This window comes from Duganella fentianensis (assembly GCF_964031615.1).
Classification (GTDB): domain Bacteria; phylum Pseudomonadota; class Gammaproteobacteria; order Burkholderiales; family Burkholderiaceae_D; genus Rugamonas; species Rugamonas fentianensis_A.
This window is the reverse complement of the sequence record NZ_CAXIQN010000014.1, coordinates 241,522-264,037: the sequence shown is the minus strand read 5'-3', so window position 1 is coordinate 264,037 and position 22,516 is coordinate 241,522. Positions and strand designations below refer to the sequence as shown.

Annotated in this window: 26 protein-coding genes; 18 read left to right on the top strand and 8 right to left on the bottom strand. The window is 59.1% G+C overall.

The features are described from left to right. Window positions 1-3 precede the first annotated feature (3 nt). Together ABNT42_RS10925 and ABNT42_RS10920 are read right to left on the bottom strand one after the other, a co-directional pair. Complete coding sequence (locus ABNT42_RS10925; RefSeq protein WP_348696876.1) at window positions 4-1,218, bottom strand: efflux RND transporter periplasmic adaptor subunit; 1,215 nt, start codon at window positions 1,216-1,218, stop codon at window positions 4-6. Window positions 1,219-1,392: 174 nt separating this feature from the next. Further along, window positions 1,393-1,929, bottom strand: a complete 537-nt coding sequence (locus ABNT42_RS10920) for a DUF4114 domain-containing protein (protein WP_348696875.1) — start codon at window positions 1,927-1,929, stop codon at window positions 1,393-1,395. A gap of 205 nt (window positions 1,930-2,134) precedes the next feature. Here ABNT42_RS10920 and ABNT42_RS10915 point away from each other — a divergent pair, with 205 nt between their 5' ends. From ABNT42_RS10915 to ABNT42_RS10860, 12 genes are all read left to right on the top strand, one after another. Then, entirely contained in the window at window positions 2,135-2,941 is an 807-nt protein-coding gene (locus ABNT42_RS10915; protein WP_348696873.1) for a uracil-DNA glycosylase, read from the top strand. A gap of 87 nt (window positions 2,942-3,028) precedes the next feature. Next, window positions 3,029-3,505, top strand: coding sequence for a Fe-S cluster assembly transcriptional regulator IscR (gene iscR / locus ABNT42_RS10910; protein ID WP_155434938.1), 477 nt, complete (start codon window positions 3,029-3,031; stop codon window positions 3,503-3,505). A gap of 25 nt (window positions 3,506-3,530) precedes the next feature. Continuing rightward, window positions 3,531-4,787, top strand: a complete 1,257-nt coding sequence (locus ABNT42_RS10905; RefSeq protein ID WP_348696871.1) for an IscS subfamily cysteine desulfurase — start codon at window positions 3,531-3,533, stop codon at window positions 4,785-4,787. Between the two features lie 27 nt (window positions 4,788-4,814). After that, a complete protein-coding gene (gene iscU, locus ABNT42_RS10900) occupies window positions 4,815-5,204 on the top strand; it encodes a Fe-S cluster assembly scaffold IscU (RefSeq protein WP_155434940.1) in 390 nt (129 codons plus the stop codon). A gap of 70 nt (window positions 5,205-5,274) precedes the next feature. After that, window positions 5,275-5,598, top strand: a complete 324-nt coding sequence (iscA, locus tag ABNT42_RS10895; RefSeq protein WP_155434941.1) for an iron-sulfur cluster assembly protein IscA — start codon at window positions 5,275-5,277, stop codon at window positions 5,596-5,598. Between the two features lie 6 nt (window positions 5,599-5,604). After that, window positions 5,605-6,123, top strand: a complete 519-nt coding sequence (gene hscB / locus ABNT42_RS10890) for a Fe-S protein assembly co-chaperone HscB (RefSeq protein WP_348696868.1) — start codon at window positions 5,605-5,607, stop codon at window positions 6,121-6,123. Between the two features lie 133 nt (window positions 6,124-6,256). Further along, window positions 6,257-8,137 carry a Fe-S protein assembly chaperone HscA gene (gene hscA, locus ABNT42_RS10885; protein WP_348696867.1) on the top strand — a complete coding sequence of 627 codons (1,881 nt, stop codon included), beginning with the start codon at window positions 6,257-6,259 and terminating at the stop codon, window positions 8,135-8,137. 19 nt (window positions 8,138-8,156) lie between these two features. After that, window positions 8,157-8,498, top strand: coding sequence for an ISC system 2Fe-2S type ferredoxin (fdx, locus tag ABNT42_RS10880; RefSeq protein ID WP_161034826.1), 342 nt, complete (start codon window positions 8,157-8,159; stop codon window positions 8,496-8,498). 1 nt (window position 8,499) lies between these two features. After that, window positions 8,500-8,694 (top strand): Fe-S cluster assembly protein IscX, encoded by a 195-nt coding sequence (gene iscX / locus ABNT42_RS10875; protein WP_155434944.1) that lies wholly within the window; start codon window positions 8,500-8,502, stop codon window positions 8,692-8,694. Beyond that, window positions 8,681-9,598: an SAM-dependent methyltransferase gene (locus tag ABNT42_RS10870; protein ID WP_348696865.1), complete on the top strand. Its 918-nt coding sequence runs from the start codon at window positions 8,681-8,683 to the stop codon at window positions 9,596-9,598. Before iscX ends, ABNT42_RS10870 begins: the two co-directional genes overlap by 14 nt. A gap of 16 nt (window positions 9,599-9,614) precedes the next feature. Further along, complete coding sequence (gene ltaE / locus ABNT42_RS10865; RefSeq protein ID WP_348696863.1) at window positions 9,615-10,637, top strand: low-specificity L-threonine aldolase; 1,023 nt, start codon at window positions 9,615-9,617, stop codon at window positions 10,635-10,637. Then, a complete protein-coding gene (locus ABNT42_RS10860) occupies window positions 10,634-11,377 on the top strand; it encodes an rRNA pseudouridine synthase (protein ID WP_348696861.1) in 744 nt (247 codons plus the stop codon). Before ltaE ends, ABNT42_RS10860 begins: the two co-directional genes overlap by 4 nt. Window positions 11,378-11,431: 54 nt before the next feature. On the opposite strand, the gene ABNT42_RS10855 is transcribed toward ABNT42_RS10860, so the two are convergent. The 4 genes from ABNT42_RS10855 to ABNT42_RS10840 are packed head-to-tail and all read right to left on the bottom strand — an operon-like array spanning window position 11,432 to window position 13,767. Further along, window positions 11,432-11,986, bottom strand: a complete 555-nt coding sequence (locus tag ABNT42_RS10855; protein WP_348696859.1) for an RDD family protein — start codon at window positions 11,984-11,986, stop codon at window positions 11,432-11,434. Continuing rightward, window positions 11,976-12,794, bottom strand: coding sequence for a DUF3106 domain-containing protein (locus tag ABNT42_RS10850; protein WP_348696857.1), 819 nt, complete (start codon window positions 12,792-12,794; stop codon window positions 11,976-11,978). Before ABNT42_RS10850 ends, ABNT42_RS10855 begins: the two co-directional genes overlap by 11 nt. Before the next feature lie 2 nt (window positions 12,795-12,796). Then, window positions 12,797-13,201, bottom strand: coding sequence for a DUF3619 family protein (locus ABNT42_RS10845; RefSeq protein ID WP_348696855.1), 405 nt, complete (start codon window positions 13,199-13,201; stop codon window positions 12,797-12,799). Continuing rightward, window positions 13,198-13,767 (bottom strand): RNA polymerase sigma factor, encoded by a 570-nt coding sequence (locus ABNT42_RS10840; protein ID WP_348696853.1) that lies wholly within the window; start codon window positions 13,765-13,767, stop codon window positions 13,198-13,200. The genes ABNT42_RS10845 and ABNT42_RS10840 overlap by 4 nt, the downstream gene beginning before the upstream one ends. 503 nt (window positions 13,768-14,270) lie before the next feature. On the opposite strand from ABNT42_RS10840, the gene ABNT42_RS10835 reads away from it, so the two are divergent. The 3 genes from ABNT42_RS10835 to ilvC are packed head-to-tail and all read left to right on the top strand — an operon-like array spanning window position 14,271 to window position 17,541. Then, on the top strand, window positions 14,271-16,007 hold the full coding sequence (locus tag ABNT42_RS10835) for an acetolactate synthase 3 catalytic subunit (RefSeq protein WP_161034833.1): 1,737 nt from the start codon (window positions 14,271-14,273) through the stop codon (window positions 16,005-16,007). A 1-nt stretch (window position 16,008) separates the two neighbouring features. After that, on the top strand, window positions 16,009-16,500 hold the full coding sequence (gene ilvN, locus ABNT42_RS10830; protein ID WP_155434953.1) for an acetolactate synthase small subunit: 492 nt from the start codon (window positions 16,009-16,011) through the stop codon (window positions 16,498-16,500). Between the two features lie 24 nt (window positions 16,501-16,524). After that, window positions 16,525-17,541, top strand: a complete 1,017-nt coding sequence (ilvC, locus tag ABNT42_RS10825; RefSeq protein WP_155434954.1) for a ketol-acid reductoisomerase — start codon at window positions 16,525-16,527, stop codon at window positions 17,539-17,541. A gap of 74 nt (window positions 17,542-17,615) precedes the next feature. Here ilvC and ABNT42_RS10820 read toward each other — a convergent pair whose 3' ends face one another. Next, window positions 17,616-17,894 (bottom strand): type II toxin-antitoxin system HicB family antitoxin, encoded by a 279-nt coding sequence (locus ABNT42_RS10820; protein WP_348696850.1) that lies wholly within the window; start codon window positions 17,892-17,894, stop codon window positions 17,616-17,618. Between the two features lie 130 nt (window positions 17,895-18,024). Next, entirely contained in the window at window positions 18,025-18,888 is an 864-nt protein-coding gene (locus tag ABNT42_RS10815; protein ID WP_348696848.1) for a prolipoprotein diacylglyceryl transferase family protein, read from the bottom strand. 173 nt (window positions 18,889-19,061) lie between these two features. On the opposite strand from ABNT42_RS10815, the gene ABNT42_RS10810 reads away from it, so the two are divergent. The 3 genes from ABNT42_RS10810 (at window position 19,062) to ABNT42_RS10800 (ending at window position 22,497) form a co-directional block, all read left to right on the top strand. After that, window positions 19,062-19,832 carry an SIMPL domain-containing protein gene (locus ABNT42_RS10810; RefSeq protein ID WP_348696846.1) on the top strand — a complete coding sequence of 257 codons (771 nt, stop codon included), beginning with the start codon at window positions 19,062-19,064 and terminating at the stop codon, window positions 19,830-19,832. Between the two features lie 171 nt (window positions 19,833-20,003). Continuing rightward, a complete protein-coding gene (gene pssA, locus ABNT42_RS10805; protein WP_348696844.1) occupies window positions 20,004-20,876 on the top strand; it encodes a CDP-diacylglycerol--serine O-phosphatidyltransferase in 873 nt (290 codons plus the stop codon). A gap of 73 nt (window positions 20,877-20,949) precedes the next feature. Continuing rightward, entirely contained in the window at window positions 20,950-22,497 is a 1,548-nt protein-coding gene (locus tag ABNT42_RS10800) for a 2-isopropylmalate synthase (RefSeq protein ID WP_348696842.1), read from the top strand. Window positions 22,498-22,516 lie beyond the last annotated feature (19 nt).

The window sequence follows — 22,516 nt, the reverse complement described above, 5'->3', positions numbered from 1 at the left end:
CGCTTATTTTTTATTGAGGCTAACGGCTGCGCCGTCCTGCAGTTTAGCGTCCGGCGTCAGCACGACTTTGTCGCCCGCCTTCACACCTTTCACTTCTACCAGTTCGCCCAGCTTGCGGCCCTGCGTAATCGCCACCTGCCTGACTTTGTCGCCATCCAGCTGGAACACCACAGCTTTGCCGTCGCGTGTCGTGATGGCTGCGGCCTGCACGGTGGTGACGGACTGGCGGTCTTCCGGCGGCACTGCTTTGGACAGGAAGGCTACTTTGGCGCTCATGTCGGGCAGCACGCGCGGGTCACGTTCGCTAAAACGTACTTTCACCAGTAAGGTGGCTTTGCTGCGATCGATGGTGGGCACCATGCGCGAGACCGTGCCGGCCAGATGCAGTTCGGGGAAGGCATCCAGCGTGATGTCGGCCGGCTGGTCGACGCGGATCTTGCTCAGGTTGGACTCCGATACATCAGCTTCCACTTCCAGCGTGCTCATGTCGGCGATGGTGACCACGGCGCCCTTGCTGTCGGCTGCCGACGAGAAGGGCGTGATGTTATCGCCCACGTTGGCGTTCTTGGTCAGTACCACGCCATCGAACGGTGCGCGGATCAGGGTCTGGTCCAAGGCCACCTGTGCCACTTGTGCACTGGCTCGGGCGGCAGCAATAGCGGCCTGGTAGCCGGCGATATTGGCCTTGGCCTTGTTCAGGCGCGCTTGCGCGGCATCGTAGGCCGAGGCCGTGATGAATTTCTGCGCCAGCAGTTCGCCTGTGCGGTTGAAGTTTGCCTGCGCGTCGGCCAGTTCGGCCTGCCCCTGTTCCAGATTGGCCTGCGCCACCTTGATATTGGCCTGCGCCTGCCCCAGTGTGGCGGAAACATCGCGGTTCTCCAGTCGCGCCACTACTTCGTCTTTCTTGATCTGGCTACCTTCCAGCACGCCCAGCCATTCCAGCCGGCCGGTGGCTTTGGACGATAGCGAAGCTTTGCGCTGTGCCACCACGTAGCCGGTCGCATTGAGCAGGGTGTAGCTCTGCGCAGGGTAGGACTGGGCCACGGTGACGGTTTCGACGCTGACCTTGCCGCCTAGTTGTTTGCTGGCGATACCGGCAATGGCTAGCAGGACGGCACCTGCAATCACGGGACGTACCCAGCGCCGGCGCTGCGGGCGCGCATGGGCTGCGGCAGGATGGCGTTCGATCTTGAGTTTGGAGATATCGGGAGCGGTCACGCTTGCCTCTGCAAGTAAGGTCTAGGGTGCTTGAGATAGTGCTGCAAAATTATGCAAACATCAAGCCTGCCAGCAGGGAGTGAAGCGCCCATACAAAAAAACGGCGTAGCGCAGATGACCTGCGTTACGCCGTTCTGAAAATGGAGAGTATTGCGTGAAGTGCAATACGCGGAATTACTTGGCTTTGCGGCGACGTGCCACCAGACCCATCAGGCCCAGACCACCCAGCAGCATTGCGTAGGTTTCTGGTTCTGGAACAGCGGCCGTCACGTTGGTGACTTTGAACTGGATGTCGTTGTAGTCGCGGTCGCCGCCGCCATACAGATCTTCAAAACCGACTACGGCGGTGTTGCTGCTGGTCTGGGTCACGGCGGCGTGGAATACGTTGTCCTTGTTGACGGATGCAGGGCCCATGTAGAAGTCGTCACCGGTGTTGTCGACGTGAATGCTGAAGTTCAGGACGGTGCCGGCAGTGTAGGACCCCAGATCGATGGTGGTGTTGGCTGCAGTGTAGTGGCCGCTGAACAGTTTGGTACCAGTGTTGTCGAAGAATACTACGTCGTTGTAGCCGGCAGCGGAACCGAGGAAGGTTGCGGTAACAGTGCCCGTGTCTTTGACGACGATCTTGCTGCCGACGATGGCAACGTCAGCTTGTGCGGTCAGAGTTGCACCCAGCAGGGCGGCCAGCAGTAGCGATTTCTTGAGCAGCATTGTTTGTTCTCCGGTAATGTTTGTTGATAGGAAGAATGTTATCCGAAGATATATTGAGTTGTCAAAATTATTTTTAAGATTCCTTTAAGGTAACTAATTTCTGTCGTCATGAGGCCCGTTCCCACCAAGGGAGGGAGTGGCTGGTGCGAGGGGATGCCATAGGGTGGGCTACAATTTCGTCTTTTGCTCTCAGGCGTGCTGCACCATGAAGATTCCCGATCATTTCCTCGTTGCGCTGAACCATGCCCATGTCTCGTGGCGACCGCTGCTGGTGCGGGGGCTGGAGGCAATGATGGCGGCCACGCCCGACTATCTGCCGCAGCTGGCGCAGGATGATTACCTGCCCACGGAACAGCGCCTGTTCGCCGCGTTTGCCTTGCCGCTGGAGCAAGTGCGCTATGTGCTGGTGGGGGAGGGGCCTTACCCGCGTGCGGAAAGCGCTACGGGCGTCAGTTTCATGGACGGTGCGGTGGGCAGCCTGTGGTCCGACCAGCTAGGTGGTGGCTTGTCCAAGCCCGTGAATAAAGCCACATCGCTGCGCAATTTTATGAAAATGCTGCTGGTGGCGGACGGTCAACTTGATCTGGATGATACGGGCGGCAGCGCGATGGCTGCCATCGCGCTGCGTGCGCAAGAGGGTAATGGCAGCCATATCCGCACGCTGGCCGAACTGCAGGAGCGACTAACGGAGCACGGTTTTCTGCTGCTGAACGCAGCGTTAGTGTTCCGTCATCATGTGGCGCCGGCGAAAGATGCCAAGGCATGGCTGCCCTTCTTCGAGACGGTGATGGCGGGGCTGGCCGAGCAGGCCAAGGTGGTGCCGACCCTTATTTTGTGGGGCAAGATCGCGGAAATACTGAGCAAGTTGCCGTTAATGCAAAAATTCCCTCAGATCCGGGCTGAGCACCCGTATAACCTGAGCTTTATTGGCAATGCCGACATGCATGCGCTGTTCGGGCCCATGAAGCTATTGCAGGGGCGGGCGGGGCAGCCAGCGGGCAGACTTCTTTAAAGTTTGGTATACTTGACTAATTCGATCAACTAATCCGCTTATTCAGGGATGCTGAAGAGTCGATATTTTAACCCAACCGAGGTAGTGATGCGTCTGACCACCAAAGGCCGTTTTGCTGTGACTGCGATGATAGATCTGGCTTTGCGCCAGGGCAAAGGTCCCGTCACGCTATCCGGCATCAGCCAGCGTCAGGACATTTCCCTGTCCTATCTTGAGCAATTATTCGGCAAGCTGCGCCGCCACGAGATCGTCGAATCCATCCGTGGCCCGGGCGGCGGCTACAGTCTGGCGCGCCGCGCCGACAAGGTCACCGTGGCCGACATCATCATCGCCGTGGACGAACCGCTGGACGCCACCCAGTGCGGCGGCAAGGAAAACTGCCATGGCGCCGACATCGCCAGCGGCGCCCGCTGCATGACCCACGAACTGTGGGCCACTTTGAATGAAAAAATGGTTGATTACCTCGATTCCGTGTCTTTGCAGGATCTGGTCGATCAGCAGAAGTTGAAGAACGCTGAACAGAACGTCGTGGTGTTGCACCGCAATCACGCCGCTCACGGTTGAGCGACCCCTAACCCGGAGTTACCAGATGAACGCCCCTGAAAAAAATATCGCGCCTGTACAGTTCCAGACGGCCCCGCATTTCCCGATCTACATGGACTACTCGGCCACCACGCCGATCGATCCACGTGTGGCCGACCAGATGATTCCTTACCTGCGCGAACAGTTCGGTAATCCTGCTTCGCGTAGCCATATGTATGGCTGGACGGCTGAGAAAGCCGTAGAAGAGGCACGTGGCCACGTGGCGGCGCTGGTGAACGCCGATGCGCGCGAAATCATCTGGACCTCGGGTGCTACCGAATCGAACAATCTGGCAATCAAGGGTGCGGCGCAGTTCTACAAGACCAAGGGCAAGCACATCATCACCGTCAAGACCGAGCACAAATCGGTGCTGGACACGGTGCGTGAACTGGAGCGTATCGGCTTCGAAGCGACCTATCTGGAACCGCAGGACAACGGCCTGATCACCATCGAACAGCTGACCGCAGCCATCCGTCCGGACACCATTCTGGTTTCCGTGATGCTGGTGAATAACGAAATCGGCGTAATCCAGCCTATCGACGAAATCGGCGCACTGTGCCGCTCGAAAGGCATTATCTTCCACTGCGACGCTGCGCAGGCAACGGGCAAGGTGGCAATCGATCTGCAGAAGACCAAGGTCGATCTGATGACCTTTACCGCGCACAAAACCTACGGCCCGAAAGGTATCGGTGCCTTGTACGTCTGCCGCAAGCCGCGTGTACGTATCGAAGCGCAGATGCACGGTGGTGGCCACGAGCGCGGCCTGCGTTCGGGCACGCTGCCGACCCACCAGATCGTGGGCATGGGCGAAGCCTTCCGTCTGGCCAAGGTCGAGATGGAAACGGAAATCGTCCGCATCAAGGCGCTGCGTGACCGTCTGGCCAAGGGCCTGCAGGAAATCGAGGAGACCTATATCAATGGCGATATGGATCACCGCGTACCGCATAACCTGAATGTCAGCTTCAACTATGTAGAAGGCGAATCGCTGATCATGGCGGTGAAAGATCTGGCCGTGTCGTCCGGTTCGGCCTGTACTTCGGCCAGTCTGGAACCGTCCTACGTGCTGCGCGCACTGGGCCGCAGCGATGAACTGGCACACAGCTCGATCCGTTTCACCATCGGCCGCTTCACCACCGAAGCCGACATCGATTTCGCGATCGATCTGATGAAATCCAAAGTGGGCAAGCTGCGCGAACTGTCGCCACTGTGGGATATGTTCAAAGAAGGGATCGACATCAATTCGATCCAGTGGGCAGCGCACTAATTTTTAAGAATTACTAGGAGCATTAAAATGGCTTACTCGGAAAAAGTACTCGATCACTACGAAAACCCGCGCAACGTGGGCGCCTTCGAAAAAGGCGATGACAGCGTTGGCACCGGCATGGTGGGCGCGCCAGCTTGCGGCGACGTGATGAAGCTGCAGATTAAAGTGGGCGCCGATGGCAAGATTGAAGACGCGAAATTCAAGACCTACGGCTGCGGTTCGGCCATCGCTTCCAGCTCGCTGGTAACGGAGTGGGTCAAGGGCAAGACGCTGGATCAGGCGCTGGCCATCAAGAACACGGAAATCGCCGAAGAACTGGCACTGCCACCAGTGAAAATCCACTGCTCGATTCTGGCCGAAGACGCCATCAAGGCAGCGGTTCTGGACTACCAGAACAAACATCCGGCTAGCGCCTAAGTTTGCTGAGCTTTAGCTCGTAATACAATCACGCCGCTGCCACCACCGTGGCGCGGCGCGGGAGAATCAAATGGCTATCACCCTGACCGAAAAAGCAGCGAAACACATCAACCGTTACATCGAGCGCCGCGGCAAAGGCATAGGCCTGCGTTTTGGCGTGCGCACGACGGGCTGCTCCGGACTGGCCTACAAGCTGGAATATGTGGACGAAGTGGCCGATGAGGACAATGTGTTCGAATCGCACGGCGTGAAAGTGTTCGTGGACCCGAAAAGCCTGCCCTATATCGACGGCACCGAACTGGACTTCGCCCGCGAAGGTCTGAACGAAGGCTTCAAGTTCAACAACCCGAATCAGAAAGACGCTTGCGGTTGCGGCGAAAGCTTCCGCATCTGACCAGCCATGCAAAACCACTTCGAGCTGTTCAATCTGCCCCTGCAATTTGCCGTCGATGCGGCGGCGCTTGATAGCGCCTACCGCGACGTGCAGAACCGTGTCCATCCCGATAAATACGTCAGTGCCACCGACGCCGAAAAGCGCGTCGCCATGCAGTGGGCCACCCGTGCCAACGAGGCATACCAGACGCTGAAGAATCCCCAGAAGCGCGCGCAATACATGTGCGAACTGGCTGGCGTGGATCTGCAGACGGAATCGAATACGGCCATGCCGATGGCGTTCCTGATGCAGCAGATGGAGTGGCGCGAAGAGCTGGGCGATGCGCGTGCAGCGAAAGACGTGGACGCACTGGAAGGGCTGGATCAGCAACTGCGGCGCGAGCGCAAGACGCAGCTGGCCGCCATCGAGCAGCAGATCGGGAGCAACGATTATGCGCAGGCAGCTCAGGGTGTGCGCGCGCTGATGTTCATCGAAAAGCTGAAGCAAGAGATAGACAGTGCACTGAGCCTGCTGGAAGACGCCTGAGAGGGCGCGGCAGTCGGGCGGCACAGCCAGCCCCGCCACAGCAAGGCCAGTCTAGACGCTGGCAGTACAGAGAGACTCAGGCCGGGCATGTCCCGGCATCATCATTTAATCAGAGCCGCACGGCATACACTACATGGCCCTTCTGCAAATTTCCGAACCCGGCATGTCCACTGCACCGCACCAGCACCGGCTGGCGGTAGGGATAGATCTGGGCACCACCAACTCGCTGGTTGCGACTGTGCGCAGCAGCATACCCGAAGTGCTGAGCGATGAGGATGGCCGCCCGCTGCTGCCATCCGTAGTGCGCTATCTGCCTAACGGCCATGCCAACATCGGTTACAAGGCGCAGGCTGCGCAGACCACCGATCCGAAGAACACCATCGTGTCGGTCAAGCGCTTCATGGGCCGTGGTCTGGCTGATATCGCCTATGCGGAAAACCTGCCTTACGATTTCCTCGACACGCCCGGCATGGTGCAGCTGAAGACCATCGCTGGCGTGAAGAGCCCAGTGGAAGTGTCGGCGCAGATTCTGGCCACGCTGCGCCAGCGCGCGGAAGATTCGCTCGGCGACGATCTGGTGGGCGCCGTGATTACTGTGCCCGCCTACTTCGATGACGCCCAGCGTCAGGCTACCAAGGATGCGGCCCAGCTGGCCGGTCTGAACGTGCTGCGCCTGCTCAGCGAGCCGACGGCGGCAGCGATTGCGTATGGCCTCGATAACGGTTCGGAAGGTCTGTACGCCGTGTACGATCTGGGCGGCGGTACGTTTGATATCTCCATCCTCAAACTGAGCAAGGGCGTGTTCGAAGTGCTGTCCACGGGCGGCGATTCGGCGCTCGGTGGTGACGACTTTGACCACCGTCTGTTCTGCTACATCCATCAGGAAGAAAAGCTGGCGCCGCTGTCGGAAGAAGATACGGCCGTGCTGATGGTGAAGGCGCGCGAAGCCAAGGAACTGCTGTCGACCAAGGATGAAGTGACGGTGGATGCAGTACTCAGTTCGGGCGAAGAAGTACATCTGAAGATCACGGCGGAGACTTTCCACGAGATCACCAAGCACCTGATTACCAAGACCATGAACGCCATCAAGAAAGCGCTGCGCGACGCCAATGTCGATGCAGACGACGTGGATGGCGTGGTGATGGTAGGTGGCGCGACCCGCATGCCGCACGTGCAGCGCGCCGTGAGCGATTTCTTCCACACCATCCCGCACGCGAATATCGATCCGGACAAAGTAGTGGCGCTGGGTGCTGCGATACAGGCCAATCTGCTGGCCGGTAACCGCGCTGCCGGTGACGACTGGCTGCTGCTGGACGTAACGCCACTGTCGCTGGGGATCGAAACCATGGGCGGTCTGGTCGAGAAGATTATCCCCCGTAACTCCACCATTCCTTGCGCGCGTGCGCAGGAGTTCACCACCTTCAAGGATGGTCAGACGGCGCTGGCCGTGCATGTGCTGCAGGGCGAGCGCGAACTGGTGACGGACTGCCGTTCGCTGGCGCGCTTTGAACTGCGCGGCATTCCGCCGATGGCCGCTGGTGCAGCGCGTATCCGCATCACTTATCAGGTCGATGCCGATGGTCTGCTGTCCGTCTCGGCACGCGAACTGCGCTCGGGCGTGGAAGCGTCGATTAGCGTCAAGCCGTCCTATGGTCTGGGCGATGACGACGTGGCACGCATGCTGCAGGATTCCTATCAGGCAGCCGACGTGGACATGAAGGCACGCGCCCTGCGCGAAGAGCAGGTGGAAGCGGAACGCATCATCCTCGCGACCGAATCGGCGCTGGCCGAAGACGGCGCACTGCTGTCGGCTGACGAGCGCGCAGCGCTGGACGCGCTGATTGCCAGCGTGCGCGGCGTGGTTGCGCAGTCGCAGACCGGTGCGGTCGATCACAGTGCCGTGAAGGCGGCAGTGGAATCGCTGGCGCAGGGGACGGAAGAATTTGCATCGCGCCGCATGGATCGCAGCGTGCGCAGCGCACTGGCCGGCAAGAAGCTGGATCAGGTCGTTTAAACATTTACAGAGGTTACAAGTGCCACAAATCGTATTCCTGCCCCACGCCAAACTGTGCCCGGACGGCGCCGTCATCGAAGCTGACGCTGGCAAAACGCTGTGCGACATCATGCTGGAAAATGACATCCACATCGAACACGCTTGCGAGAAGTCCTGCGCCTGCACCACCTGCCACGTGCTGGTGCGCGAAGGCTTCGATTCGCTGAGCGAAGCGAGCGAGAACGAAGAAGACCAGCTGGATAAGGCATGGGGGCTGGAAGCGGTGTCGCGTCTGTCCTGTCAGGCCGTAGTGGCCGATGAAGATCTGGTCATTGAAATTCCGAAGTACACCATCAACCACGCTAGCGAAGGCGGTCACTGAGATGAAGTGGACGGACATCAGCGCGATTGCGGAAGCGCTCTACGACAAGTTTCCCGATATCGATCCGCTGACGATACGCTTTACCGATCTGCATAACTGGATCGTCGAACTGGAAGAGTTCGACGATGACCACACGCGTGGTGGCGAGAAGGTACTCGAAGCAATCCAACAGGCGTGGATCGATGAAGCCAAATAAGAACAAGGCAGCAGGAGCTGCCAAGATCGGCGCAACCGTCACGGGCGCCGACAATATGCCGGAAATCCGCGAAGGCCAGACGGTCGCGCTGCTGCAGGAACTGCACATCCTCACGCGCGACGGCAAGATGAATCAGGACAGCCGCCGCAAGCTTAAGCAGGTCTACCACCTGTACCAGTTCATCGAGCCGCTGCTGAAAGAACTGCTGGAAGCCAAGGGCAGTATTTCGCTGGTCGATCACGGTGCTGGCAAGTCCTATCTGGGCTTCATCATCTACGATCTGTTCTTCAAGGCGCTTAATGTTGGCTCGGATGGCTCGCACATCTACGGTATCGAAACGCGCGAAGAACTGGTCAAGCGCTCGCAGGAACTGGCGCAGCAATTCAACTTCCCCGGCATGTCCTTCCTGCCGCTGTCGGTAGCCGAGTCCACCGAGTCGAAGCTGCTGCCCGAGCAGATCGATATCGTCACCGCGCTGCACGCCTGTAACACGGCCACCGATGATGCCATCGACTTCGCGCTGAAGAAGAAGGCGCGCTACATGGTGCTGGTGCCTTGCTGTCAGGCCGAAGTGGCTTCTGTGCTGAAGAAGAACAAGGGCAAGTCGCTGGCCAAATCGGCGCTGACGGAAATCTGGCGTCACCCTATCCATACGCGCGAATTCGGCAGCCAGATCACCAACGTGCTGCGCTGTCTGCAACTGGAAGCGCATGGCTATCAGGTCAACGTGACGGAACTGGTGGGCTGGGAGCATTCGATGAAGAATGAGCTGATCATCGCCACCTACAAAGACCTGCCGCGCCAGCGGCCTTCGCAGCGACTGCAGGAAGTGCTGGAGACGCTGGGGCTGGAAGAAATGGGCCAGCGTTTCTATACGCAGCAAGTGGCCGCGCAATCAAGCTAAGAGGGTAGTGCAGAAGATGAGCGGGCTGAATGAACAATGGCTGGATTTACGCAGCGACACCGTCACCCGCCCCAGCGCGGCGATGCGCGCTGCCATGCACGCGGCCGAAGTTGGCGATGATGTGTATGGCGATGACCCTAGCGTCAACCAGTTACAGGACTATACGGCTGACCTGTTCGGCTACGAAGCGGCACTGTTCGCACCATCGGGTACGCAGAGTAATCTGCTAGCCCTGCTGGCGCACTGCGGCCGTGGCGACGAATATCTGGTGGGGCAGGAAGCCCACACCTATCGCTACGAAGGCGGTGGCGCGGCGGTGCTGGGCAGCATACAGCCGCAGCCGATCAGCAATCAGCCCGACGGCAGCCTTGCGCTGGCCGATATCGCGGCACAGATCAAACCGGACGATATTCACTTTGCCCGTACCCGTTTGCTGGCGCTGGAAAATACTATCGGCGGCAAAGTGCTGGGGCTCGACTATCTGCAGCAGGCCACGGCACTCGCGCACGAGCGCGGCCTCGCTACCCACCTCGATGGCGCGCGCATCTGCAATGCGGCTGTCAAACTGGGTGTCAGTCCGCGCGCGGCAGTCGCCGGTTTCGATTCCGTGTCCGTGTGCCTGTCCAAAGGTCTGGGCGCGCCGGTCGGTTCGGTGCTGTGCGGTAGCAAGCCGCTGATCGCGGAAGCCAAGCGCTGGCGCAAAATGCTGGGCGGTGGCATGCGGCAGGCGGGCATACTGGCCGCTGGTGGCCTGTACGCCTTGCAGCACCAGTACGCGCGACTGGCCGAGGATCATGAGAATGCAGCCTACTTCGCGAGCGAACTAGCCAAGGTCAAGGGCATTGCCGTGTCTACGCCGCAGACCAATATTTTCTACGTCGATATTCCGGCCGACGCCTGCCGCGGCCTCAACGACGTACTGCAACTGACCCGTATCCGCGTTTCGATGGCGCCCCGTCTGCGCATCGTTACTCACATGGATACTTCGCGTGACGATATCGAGCGCGCCATTACTGTTTTTGGAGATTTCTTCGGATGACCGAGCCCACCACTGATCAAAGCGTCCGCCTCGCCAAGCGCGTGGCCGAGATGCGCCCTTGCTCGCGCCGCGAAGCCGAACTGTATATCGAAGGGGGCTACGTCAGCGTGGATGGCGTGGTGGTGGAGGAGGCGGGCGCCCGCGTCACGCCCGAGCAGGAGATTACGATTGCAGCCGATGCGACGCTACTGGAAGCTGTACCGGTCACGCTGCTGCTGCATAAGGCGGTAGGCGTGAACGGCGGCGTCGGCAAAGATGGTCTGCCGGCGCTGCACCAGATCAAGCCTGAGACGCTGACGCGCACGGCACCGTCACAGCGTTTCCTCAAGCGCCATCTGGCCAATCTGGCGCTGACGCTGCCGCTGGAAACGCAAGCGAGCGGTCTGCTGGTGCTGACGCAGGACTTCCGCGTCAATCGCAAGCTGACGGACGAAGCGGCGCGCATGGAACAGGAGATTATCGTCGAAGTGAGTGGCGAGATTGCCGAGAACGGTCTGGCGCTACTCAACCATGGCTTGCCATTCAATGGCAAGCCGCTGCCACCGATCAAAGTGAGCTGGCAGAACGAGCGCCGTCTGCGCTTTGCCGTGAAAGGCCCGAAGCCGGGGCAGATCGAGCACATGTGCAAGATGGTGGGACTCAGCGTGGTAGCGATGAAGCGCATCCGCATCGGCCGCATCGCCATGTCCAGCCTGCCGCAAGGCGAGTGGCGCTATCTGCAGCCACACGAGCGTTTCTAGGCGCAGCCGCAAGAACGCGGCCTTAGTTCAAAGGCTACAGCAGGTCAGTGTCGCTCAGGCGGCGCTGGCCTGTTTCTTTTTCTTTGGCAGTGGCGGCAGTTGTACCAGACGGGTGCCCGTCAGCTTATCGTGCAGGAACTGGCGGTCGGCATCGAGGAAAGCCGTCATAGCCCACGCCAATATGCCGACGCCGATAGCGCCCAGCGCCTGCCATTTTTCCAGATGCAGTACGGCACTGACGATCAGTGCGGGCAGTATCCACATCCAGCTCAGTAGATAGCGTACTGCAGCCGTCTGCAGCGACAGATGGGGATGGCCGGGACGTACCACTTTCAGCCGCCATGTGCGCATGGCCAGCGTCTGGCCTTCACGGCTCCACTGGTGGATGAAATAGGCACCCAGCACAAGGAACAGCAGGGCCTGACGCGTATGCTCCAGCGCGGGCGTGTGGCGCGCCTGCACGATGAATTCGAAAATCAGGAAGGGCAGAAACAGTACGGCGAAGGCCAGCAGGGTTTCATACACCATCGAGATCAGGCGGCGACCCACGCCCGGATTAGTTACTGCAGGTTCGGTGACAGGCAGGGTGGTAGCTGGCTTATTTGACATTGCTGCTCGTTGGCTGTGCGGCGGCCGGCGCAGGGGCTGGCGCTACGTTGGAGGCATTCGGAAGCTGGCTGCTATCGCCAGCGGCGGGGCTGCCGGTATTGCTGCCTGAAGCGGCCGGATTAGCTGCGCCGCTCGCCGCAGGCGTAGCGAGATTGCTGGCAGGTGGCAGCAGCGGGGCAGGCAACGGTGCTGGTGGCGGCAGCACAGGGGCGCTGGCCGAACCGTTTTCCGTCACCACCAGTGGCTTGATCGGGGCCACGGTCTTGAGTTTGCTCTGGGCCGCCGTGGGCAGGTTGGCCACTTGCGGCTTCACTGCTGCCTTGGCCGCTAGTTCTTTCTTTTCATCGTCCGACAACTGCTGGTAGGACTCCCACTGGGTATTCTTCTGCGCAGGCTCGATCTTCTTGGCGCGGGCGAAGTTCTGGCGCACCTGACGGCGTTCTTCCGGCGTCAGCTTGACCCATTCGCGCATGCGTTCCTGCACACGCGCCTGCTCGTCCGGCTTCATCGACGCGTAGCGCTTGATGATGCCCAGCCATTTCTGCCGTCGCAGCGGCTCCATCTGATCCCATTCGGCGGCCAGTGGTGCCAGCGCGTGCTGCTGCTCGGCCGTGAGGTCTTTCCAGTGCGTTTTGTCGGCGACACTACCTTTACCGGCCACCCCGAGCGCGCTACCAGCCTTGGCCAGCGGCTGGGCGATGGCGGGCGGGGCGTCGGGCTGATTGCCGAACCAAAGCAGGCCGGCGGCAGAGCCGAAAATCAGCACCAGCGCGACAGAACTCCACTTTGCCTGACGACTTAAAGCCATACTTATTGCTCGCTCTGATTCAGGTAAGCGTTGAAACCGTGGTCCAGATAGGCGGACAGCGGCAGTTCGTCGGACAGCACGGCAGCATCCAGTTCGGCGATTTCGGCGATATGTTCCTGCTGTTCATACTGGTAAATGCCGATCAGGCCAGCCACCAGCACCAGCAGGGGCAGGGCCACGCCCATGCGGTTGAACCACGAGAACGACCAGTTACCACCCTGAACACCAGCCAGTTCGCTGCGCACTACGGGCGCGGTACGGCGCGCTGCACCATCCGGCTTTTTGCGCGCGAGTGCCATCTGGCGAGCCTGGGCCAGCCGGTCGGTGGTGGCAGGTGGCAAGTCATCCAGTCTTTCGTTCAGTGCATGGCGCACTTTGTAAGCGAAATTCAGCTCTTCGGTGTTCATAGTGTAATTCCCTTGGCTTTCAGCGTTTCGGCGAGCGCATGCGTTGCTCTGGAGCAATGTGTCTTCACACTGCCTTCAGAACAACCCATTGCGAGGGCCGTTTCGGCCACGTCCATATCCTGCCAATAACGCATGAGGAAGGCTTCCCGTTGACGCGCAGGCAGTTTTTGCACTTCTGCATCAATGATCGCGAGCACCTGACCGCGCTCGAGCTGGTCGGCGCTGGACTCGGCCGCGGCGCTGCCCTGTTCGGCCGCATAGGACTCAAGTAGATCAAAATCTTCGTGTTCGTCGCCGCTGGGGCCCATGCCGGAAAACAGGCTGACCCAGGTATTGCGAACTTTTTCCCTGCGGAAATAATCGAGGATGGTGGTCTGGAGTATGCGCTGGAACAGCATGGGCAGCTCGGCTGCCGGTTTGTCGCCGTACTTTTCGGCAAGCTTGATCATCGCGTCCTGCACGATATCCAGCGCCGACTCGTCCTTGCGGACGGCATACACGGCTTGTTTATAGGCCCGACGTTCGACGCTTTCGAGGAAGTCGGATAATTCTTTGTCTGTGGCCATGCGTAGTGGAATAAGCTCGCCGGAAAGCCGGCGCTGGGCCGCTTGAGCGGCTCTGGAACTGAGCGCATGCTAGCAAAAAATAGTCCTTTCTGCAGACTTTTCGCCGCACGCTAGCAAGAAAATGCTGCGATGCCGCGATTTTTTCCAATTATCGCTTGCTCAAACGTGCGCGGCGGTGTACCGTATGGGACGCTTTGAACACCCCGAAGCTAAAGGTCAGATCGCCGCTGGCACACAACGCCGCAATCGATCCGACGCGCTTTCATATGTAGGCAGTTTGTTCTAACCCGCGCCACAAGCGCGAGAGGTATGTACAACCACTACAGACAGATCTCGCCAACGAGTTTGCGTTGAGCACCGCTTTGCACGTCACTACGGTTGACGGAAGAGGCTGGTGTAAGCGCATCAAAGACAGGGGTGCAGGTCCAAGCTGTAGCGGTATCCATACTTCGCTAGGAAAGAACATCCGATCAATCTCCAATGGACCTTGAAAGGAATGTTTCATGAATACCGAAGCAACGCAGGGAGCAAATCTGCTCACTGGCGCGGAAATACTCGTCCGCTGCTTGGCTGACGAAGGCGTAGAACACGTCTTTGGTTATCCAGGTGGTGCGGTACTGTACATTTACGACGCCATCTTCAAACAAGACAAATTCCAACACGTACTGGTGCGACACGAGCAGGCCGCGATACACGCAGCCGACGCCTATTCGCGCAGTTCCGATAAAGTTGGTGTAGCGCTGGTAACGTCCGGTCCGGGCGTGACGAATGCCGTTACAGGTCTTTCTACCGCTTACATGGATTCCATCCCTATGGTGGTGATTTCGGGCCAGGTGCCTAGTCACGCCATCGGTCAGGATGCTTTCCAGGAATGCGACACGGTGGGTATTACCCGTCCCGTGGTCAAGCACAATTTCCTCGTCAAAGACGTCAAGGATTTGGCGGAAACCGTCAAGAAAGCCTTCTACATCGCCCGTACCGGCCGTCCAGGCCCTGTGCTGGTGGATATTCCGAAGGATATCTCGATGCATAAAACGACGTATTCCTACCCGAAAGAGGTAGAGATGCGCTCGTACAAACCGGTCGACAAAGGTCACGCCGGTCAGATCCGCAAGGCTGTGCAGCTGCTGCTGCAAGCTGAACGCCCGATGATCTACACGGGTGGTGGCGTGATCCTGGCGCATGCGTCGCCGGAACTGAACAAGCTGGTCGATAAACTCGGCTTCCCCGTCACCAACACACTGATGGGTCTGGGCGCCTACCGCGCCAGCGACGACAAATTCGTCGGTATGCCGGGTATGCACGGGACCTACGAAGCGAATATGGCGATGCAGCATTGCGACGTCCTGATCGCCATCGGCGCCCGTTTCGACGACCGCGTGATCGGTAACCCGAAACACTTTGCTACCAACCCGCGCAAGATCATTCACGTCGATATCGACCCATCGTCGATCTCGAAACGCGTGAAAGTGGACATTCCTATCGTCGGTAACGTCAAAGACGTGCTGATCGAGTTCCTGTCCCAGCTCGACGCTGCCGATGCCAAGCCGAATGCGCCTGCGCTGAAGAACTGGTGGAAGCAGATCAACGAATGGCGTGGCCGCGAGTGCCTGAAATTCGCCCCGTCCGATCTGGTGATCAAGCCGCAATCGGTGGTGCAGAAACTGTGGGAAGTGACCAAGGGCGATGCCTTCATCACTTCCGACGTGGGCCAGCACCAGATGTGGGCGGCGCAGTACTACCCGTTCGACAAGCCTAAGCGCTGGGTCAACTCCGGTGGTCTGGGCACCATGGGCGTCGGTCTGCCATACGCCATGGGCGTGCAGATGGCTAATCCGGATGCCACCGTCGCCTGTATCACGGGCGAGGGTTCGATACAGATGTGTATCCAGGAACTGGCGACCTGCAAACAGTATCACCTGACGCCGAAGATCATCATGCTGAACAACCGCTTCCTCGGCATGGTTCGTCAGTGGCAACAGATCGATTACGGTTCGCGTTACTCGGAATCGTATATGGATTCGCTGCCTAACTTCGAGAAGCTGGCCGAGGCCTATGGCCACGTCGGCATGCGCATCGAAAAACCCGGTGATGTGGACGGCGCACTGCGTGACGCCTTCGCCATGAAAGACAAGCTGGTCTTCATGAACTTCATCACGGATCAATCGGAAAACGTCTGGCCGATGGTGAAAGCGGGCAAAGGGCTCTCTGAAATGCTGTTGGGTTCGGAGGACTTATAACATGCGACACATTATCTCTGTCTTGCTGGAAAACGAAGCCGGCGCGCTGTCGCGCGTGGTGGGCCTGTTCTCGGCCCGCGGCTACAACATCGAAACGCTGACGGTTGCGCCAACCGAAGATGCCACCCTGTCGCGGATGACGATTGTCACCACCGGCTCGGACGACATCATCGAACAGATCACCAAGCACCTGAATCGCCTGATCGAGGTGGTGAAGGTGGTGGATCTGACGGAAGGCCAGCACATCGAACGTGAACTGATGCTGATCAAGGTGCGCGCCGTAGGTAAGGAGCGTGAAGAAATGAAGCGTACGGCGGACATCTTCCGCGGCCGCATCATCGACGTCACGGAAAAGACCTACACGATCGAACTGACGGGGGCCAAGTCCAAGCTGGACGCCTTCATCGACTCGATCGACCGTACTGCCATCCTCGAAACGGTACGTACCGGCGGTTCCGGTATCGGCCGCGGCGAACGCATCCTCAAAGTGTAAACAAATTTATCCAAAGGAATGACCATGAAAGTTTTCTACGACAAAGACGCTGACCTCTCCCTGATCAAAGGCAAAAACGTTGCCATCATCGGCTACGGCTCGCAAGGCCACGCCCACGCACAGAACCTGAGCGACTCGGGCGTCAACGTGACCGTTGGCCTGCGCAAAGGCGGCTCCTCGTGGAGCAAAGTAGAGAAAGCCGGTCTGAAAGTGGCAGAAGTCAACGACGCAGTGAAAGCCGCTGACGTCATCATGATCCTGCTGCCAGATGAAAACATCGCTCAGGTGTACAACGAAAACGTTGCGCCACACGCCAAGCAAGGCGCTGTTCTGGCCTTCGCCCACGGCTTCAACGTGCACTACGGCCAAGTTGTGCCACGCGCCGATCTGGACGTGATCATGGTTGCTCCTAAAGCACCAGGCCACACCGTGCGCGCAACCTACACCCAGGGTGGCGGTGTGCCACACCTGATCGCTGTGTATCAGGACAAGTCCGGCATCGCCCGTGACATCGCTCTGTCGTACGCTTCGGCTAACGGCGGCGGCCGTGCCGGTATCATCGAAACCAACTTCCGTGAAGAAACCGAAACCGACCTGTTCGGTGAACAGGCTGTTCTGTGCGGTGGTGCAGTTGAACTGATCAAAGCCGGTTTCGAAACGCTGGTAGAAGCTGGCTACGCTCCAGAAATGGCTTACTTCGAGTGCCTGCACGAACTGAAACTGATCGTTGACCTGATCTACGAAGGCGGTATCGCCAACATGAACTACTCGATCTCGAACAACGCCGAATACGGCGAGTACGTGACGGGTCCACGTGTGGTGACCGCAGCGACCAAAGATGCAATGCGTCAGTGCCTGAAAGACATCCAGACCGGTGAATACGCCAAGTCCTTCATCCTGGAAAACAAAGCCGGTGCACCGACCCTGATCTCGCGTCGTCGTCTGACCGCTGAGCACCAGATCGAAGAAGTGGGTGCCAAACTGCGCGCCATGATGCCTTGGATCGCCAAGAACAAGATGGTTGACCAGTCGAAGAACTAAGCTAGCTTCGCGCTAACGTAAAACGGGGCAGGCCGCAGGGTCTGCCCCGTTTTTATTTGCCATCCAGTTTTTGACTAGTCGACGCCTTGCTCCGTCTGGGCTTGATAGGTGACGAGTCTGGTCAATTCCAGTGCGGATGGACGAACGGTTTTTTGCCCGGCTGCTGCTTGGCTGGCTTGCGGAAGTGGCTTACCTGCATCGACGTAAAACGATAGAGCTGTTTCCAGTGCATCGACAGCTTTACTCAGTGCGTGCTTTTCATTGATGCCGAAGGTGATGGCTTCAGGTACGTCGGCAAAAGTCACGAGTACGCTGCCATCGTCGGGCGTTAGTGTCACGGGATAGTCAAACATTTCTTTTCCCCTTGCGGTCATTCGATCTAGTGTTTCGTTTTATTCAGATCAAATCTACAAAGCCTTGGCAATATGATGCGCTTTTCATTTGAGGCGCGGCATTCTGTTTGTTTGGGTTGTATCGAAATGACTAGCGGCGCTGGCGGTTGATGAGTAGGCCGAGCAGGCCGAGGGCGATCAGAGTGCTGGCGATCAGTTCCGCTTGGGTGGCATGCAGGCTGCCCAGATTGATTACGGGATTGACGCGGATCTGTTCGATTAGCAGGCGCTCGGCACCGGCCAGTAGCAGGTACAGCGAGAACAGCCAGCCGATGCGGAATGGGTGACGGCGCGCGACCCACAGCACGGCGAAGCACAGCAGTGCCATCGCGGTTTCGTACATGGGTGTCGGGTAGACGCCCGGTGCGGCGATCAGTTCACCGTAGATGTTGTTGTCATAAGTCTGGGCCCATAGCCAGCTAGGTAGCCAGTCCGGCTTGAGTGCCATGTTGGCGGCGATGCCCCAGTCGCCATCGCCGGAAATCTGGCAGCCGATACGGCCGATGGCATAGCCCAGCATCAGGGCGGGCGCCGCAGCGTCGAGCAGCGGGGTGATGGGCAAACGCCAGCGGCGCGCACACAGCATGCCGGCAAAGGTGCCGAAGATCAGGCCGCCGAAGATGCTCAGGCCGGAGCGCGTGAGTAGCATGCCCAGCGGGTCGGCAAAGAATTGTTCGAGATGGTCGAGGATGTGGAATAGGCGTGCGCCCAGTACGCCGGCAATCAGCACTACGATGATGAAGTCGCTCACCACTTCCTGCGGCGGGCGCGACAGGCCGCTCACATAGGCAGGGCCGATGCGGCCCGCTTCATACAGGCGCTTGAGTTCGGCACGAAAGCTGGCGCCTGCAGCCAGTGCGCCCAGTGCTACGAACAGGCCGAAGGTCGCCAGCGGCAAGGGCAGGGCATAGCCGGTGGCCGCCTGTATGACGTCGCTCAGAAATGGGTACGACATGGGCACTTTCGCAGTCGAAGTGGGGCGAATGTACCATAGCCGGACGCGAGTGCAGCATCTGGCGGTGGATTTCTTTGGCGGGAATTGTTACAAACGCTCACCATGTGTTACTGGTTGGCTTAGAGAAATCAGGTACAGTAGGCCTCGTTGTTAAACTTGCTATGGAGTCTGCTATGACCGTTCTTAAATCGATGCTTGCTGTTTCGGCTGCAACGCTGGCCTTTTCTGCCGCCGCTGCAGGGCCGGAATCCATGGTGCAGACCACGGGCACGCTAGTGGTGGTGCCTGCTTCGGGCGAGGTGCGCCACGCCAACGATCAGGTAGTGGCGACGCTGGCCATCGAGGAGCAGGATAAGGATAAGGCGGTGGCCGCTTCGCGCGTGAACACCAAGATGCGTCAGGGGCTGGAAATCCTGAAGAAGGAAGATCCCGTCGCCAGTCTGAAAACGCAGGGGTACTACACCTATCCCGTGTATTCGGAAGAGCGTCCGCAGCTGAACGGCCAGCCGGCACGTCAGCGCGTGATTACCGGCTGGCGCGTGGGCCAGTACGTGCAGATGACCACCACCAGTCTGGATAAGCTGCCCAAAACCGTGGCGGCCGCGCAGAAACTGCTGGCACTGAATAATCTGCAGTTCGGTCTGACGCCGGAAACCACCCGTCAGCTCGATGAAGCGCGGATTGCCGCCGCCTATCGCAACCTCAGTGATCGAGTCGGCTTCATGGCCAAGGCGATGGGCCGCAGTGCCAGCGATGCCGTGCTGGAGGCGGTTGACTTTGAAGGTACTGGTAACTACTTGCGTGAAGCCCAGTATGCTGCGCCGGCGCCACTGATGATGCGTACGGCCAAAATGGCCGACGACAGTGCCGTGGCCGAGCCTAGTTTCGAGCCCGGTGAAACCACCGTGCAGGTGGGACTGGTGGCCAAAGTGCGCTTCAAATAAGCGGCGACTGGCGTCAGTCAGGGACGGGCGGGGCAGAATCGGTCGGGTAGGCCGATTTAGTCGGCCGATCACGTCAGAATCAAGGGGGATGGTGCGACTATCCCCCTTTTTTATGGTCGGCTCCACTATAATGGTGGCGCACTAACTTCAGCTTTCAGGAAACACAACACTATGGCTAAATTCCCCCGCCGCCGCGCCAAGGCTGGCGTCAATCTGGCAAAAACGCCGCAGATGTCGCGCTTTGCCCGCTTTGCCCGTCGTGCCCGCGGGGAGGATCTGGATCGGCCGCGTCATCGCGGCATTTATCTGCTGCCGAATGCCTTTACGACGGCAGCGCTGTTCTGCGGTTTCTACGCCATCGTGATGGCCATGAACCTGAAATTCGAACATGCAGCATGGGCGATCTTCATTGCCATGGTGCTCGACGGCCTCGATGGCCGCGTCGCCCGTCTGACCAATACCCAGAGCGAATTCGGCGCCCAGTACGACAGTCTGTCCGATATGGTGTCGTTCGGCGCGGCGCCGGCACTGGTGATCTACGAATGGTCGCTGCGTGGTCTGGGCAAGCTGGGCTGGATCGCCGCTTTCGTCTACTGCGCCGGCGCCGCGTTGCGTCTGGCCCGTTTCAATACCAATATTCAGGTGGTGGATAAGCGCTTCTTCCAGGGGCTGCCATCGCCTTCCGCTGCCGCGCTGGTGGCTGGGTTCGTGTTGCTGATGGTGGATCAGGAAGTAGCTGGAACCGATCTGCGCTGGGTGTCGTGGAGTATCGCCATGTTCGCCGGTCTGACCATGGTGACCAATGTGCCGTTCTACAGTTTTAAAGACATCAATTTCCGCAAGTCGGTGCCGTTCATTGCGGTGTTCCTGATTGCGCTGGTGTTTGCACTGGTATCGATCGATCCGCCTAAAGTGCTGTTCCCTATCTTCATCGCTTACGGCCTGTCCGGTTATGTCATCTCCATCTGGCGTCTGGCCAAGGGTAAGAAAGTCAGTCTGATCCAGACCGAGCAGGAAACCAGTGATCCCAGCGAACGCCGCTAAGCCTAGATTAAAAAGACCTGAGGGCGGCAGGCCCTGAGAATTCAAGCAACGAAGCAAAAGCCACGGAGCTATTATGAGCAACTCATCCAACCGCCTGATTATCTTTGACACCACCCTGCGCGACGGCGAGCAATCGCCGGGCGCTTCCATGACCAAGGACGAAAAAGTCCGCATCGCCAAGCAGCTGGAACGGCTGCGCGTCGATGTGATCGAGGCTGGCTTTGCTGCCGCCTCGCAGGGGGACTTCGAATCGATCCGCGCGATTGCTACGGCAGTACGTGAATCGACCATTTGCTCGCTGTCGCGCGCCAATGACCGCGATATCGCCCGTGCCGCCGAAGCGCTGGCACCGGCCGAGCGCAAACGTATCCATACCTTTATCGCCACTTCCAAGCTGCACATGGAGATGAAGCTGCGCATGCTGCCGGAGCAGGTGCTGCTGCAAGCCCGTAACGCCGTGCGCTTCGCGCGCCAGCATACCGATGACATCGAATTTAGTCCGGAAGACGGCAGCCGCTCGGATGAAGACTTCCTGTGCCGCGTGCTGGAAGGCGTGATCGAAGAAGGTGCCACCACGATTAACTTCCCTGACACGGTAGGCTATGCGGTACCGGAGATCTTCGGCGAAACCATCCGCCGCCTGCGCGAACGGATTCCGAATTCGGACAAGGCCATCTGGTCGGTGCACTGCCATAACGATCTGGGTCTGGCCGTGGCCAACTCGCTGGCCGGCGTAATGATAGGCGGTGCGCGCCAGATCGAGTGCACCATCAACGGTCTGGGCGAGCGAGCCGGTAACACCGCGCTGGAAGAGGTGGTGATGGCGCTGCGCACCCGCCGCGCTTACTACAATCTGGATGTCGGCATTGATACTACCCAGATCGTGGCCGCCTCGAAAATGGTGTCGCAGATTACCGGCTTTGCCGTGCAGCCTAACAAGGCGGTGGTGGGCGCCAACGCCTTCGCGCATGCATCGGGCATCCATCAGGACGGCATGCTGAAATCGCGCGAGACCTACGAGATCATGCGCGCCGAAGACGTGGGCTGGACTGCCACCAAGATCGTGCTGGGCAAGCTGTCGGGCCGCAACGCCTTCAAGCAGCGCCTGACGGAACTGGGCATCGAGCTGGAGTCGGAAGCGGAAATCAATGCCGCCTTCGTGCGCTTCAAGGAACTGGCCGACCGCAAGGCCGATATCTTCGACGAAGATATTCTGGCGCTGGTATCGGACGAGCAGCAGTCGCAGGATAGCGAGTACTACCGCTTTATCAGTCTGGCCCAGCAGTCCGATACGGGCACCACGCCGAGCGCGAAAGTGGTGTTCACGATCGATGGCGAAGAACACACCTCGGAAGGCCGTGGTGATGGTCCGGTCGATGCGACGGTGAATGCGATCGAATCGGAAGTGGGTAGTGGCGCCGAGCTGGTGCTGTTCTCCGTGAATGCGATCAGTACGGGCACCCAGTCGCAAGGCGAGGTGACCATGCGTCTGTCCAAGGATGGCCGTATCGTCAATGGCGTGGGCGCGCATCCGGACATCATCGTGGCCTCGGCCAAGGCTTATCTGTCGGCGCTCAACAAGCTGCACTCGAAAGTCGAGCGGGTCAACCCGCAAGTGTGATGCACAGGGCGGGGCGCGC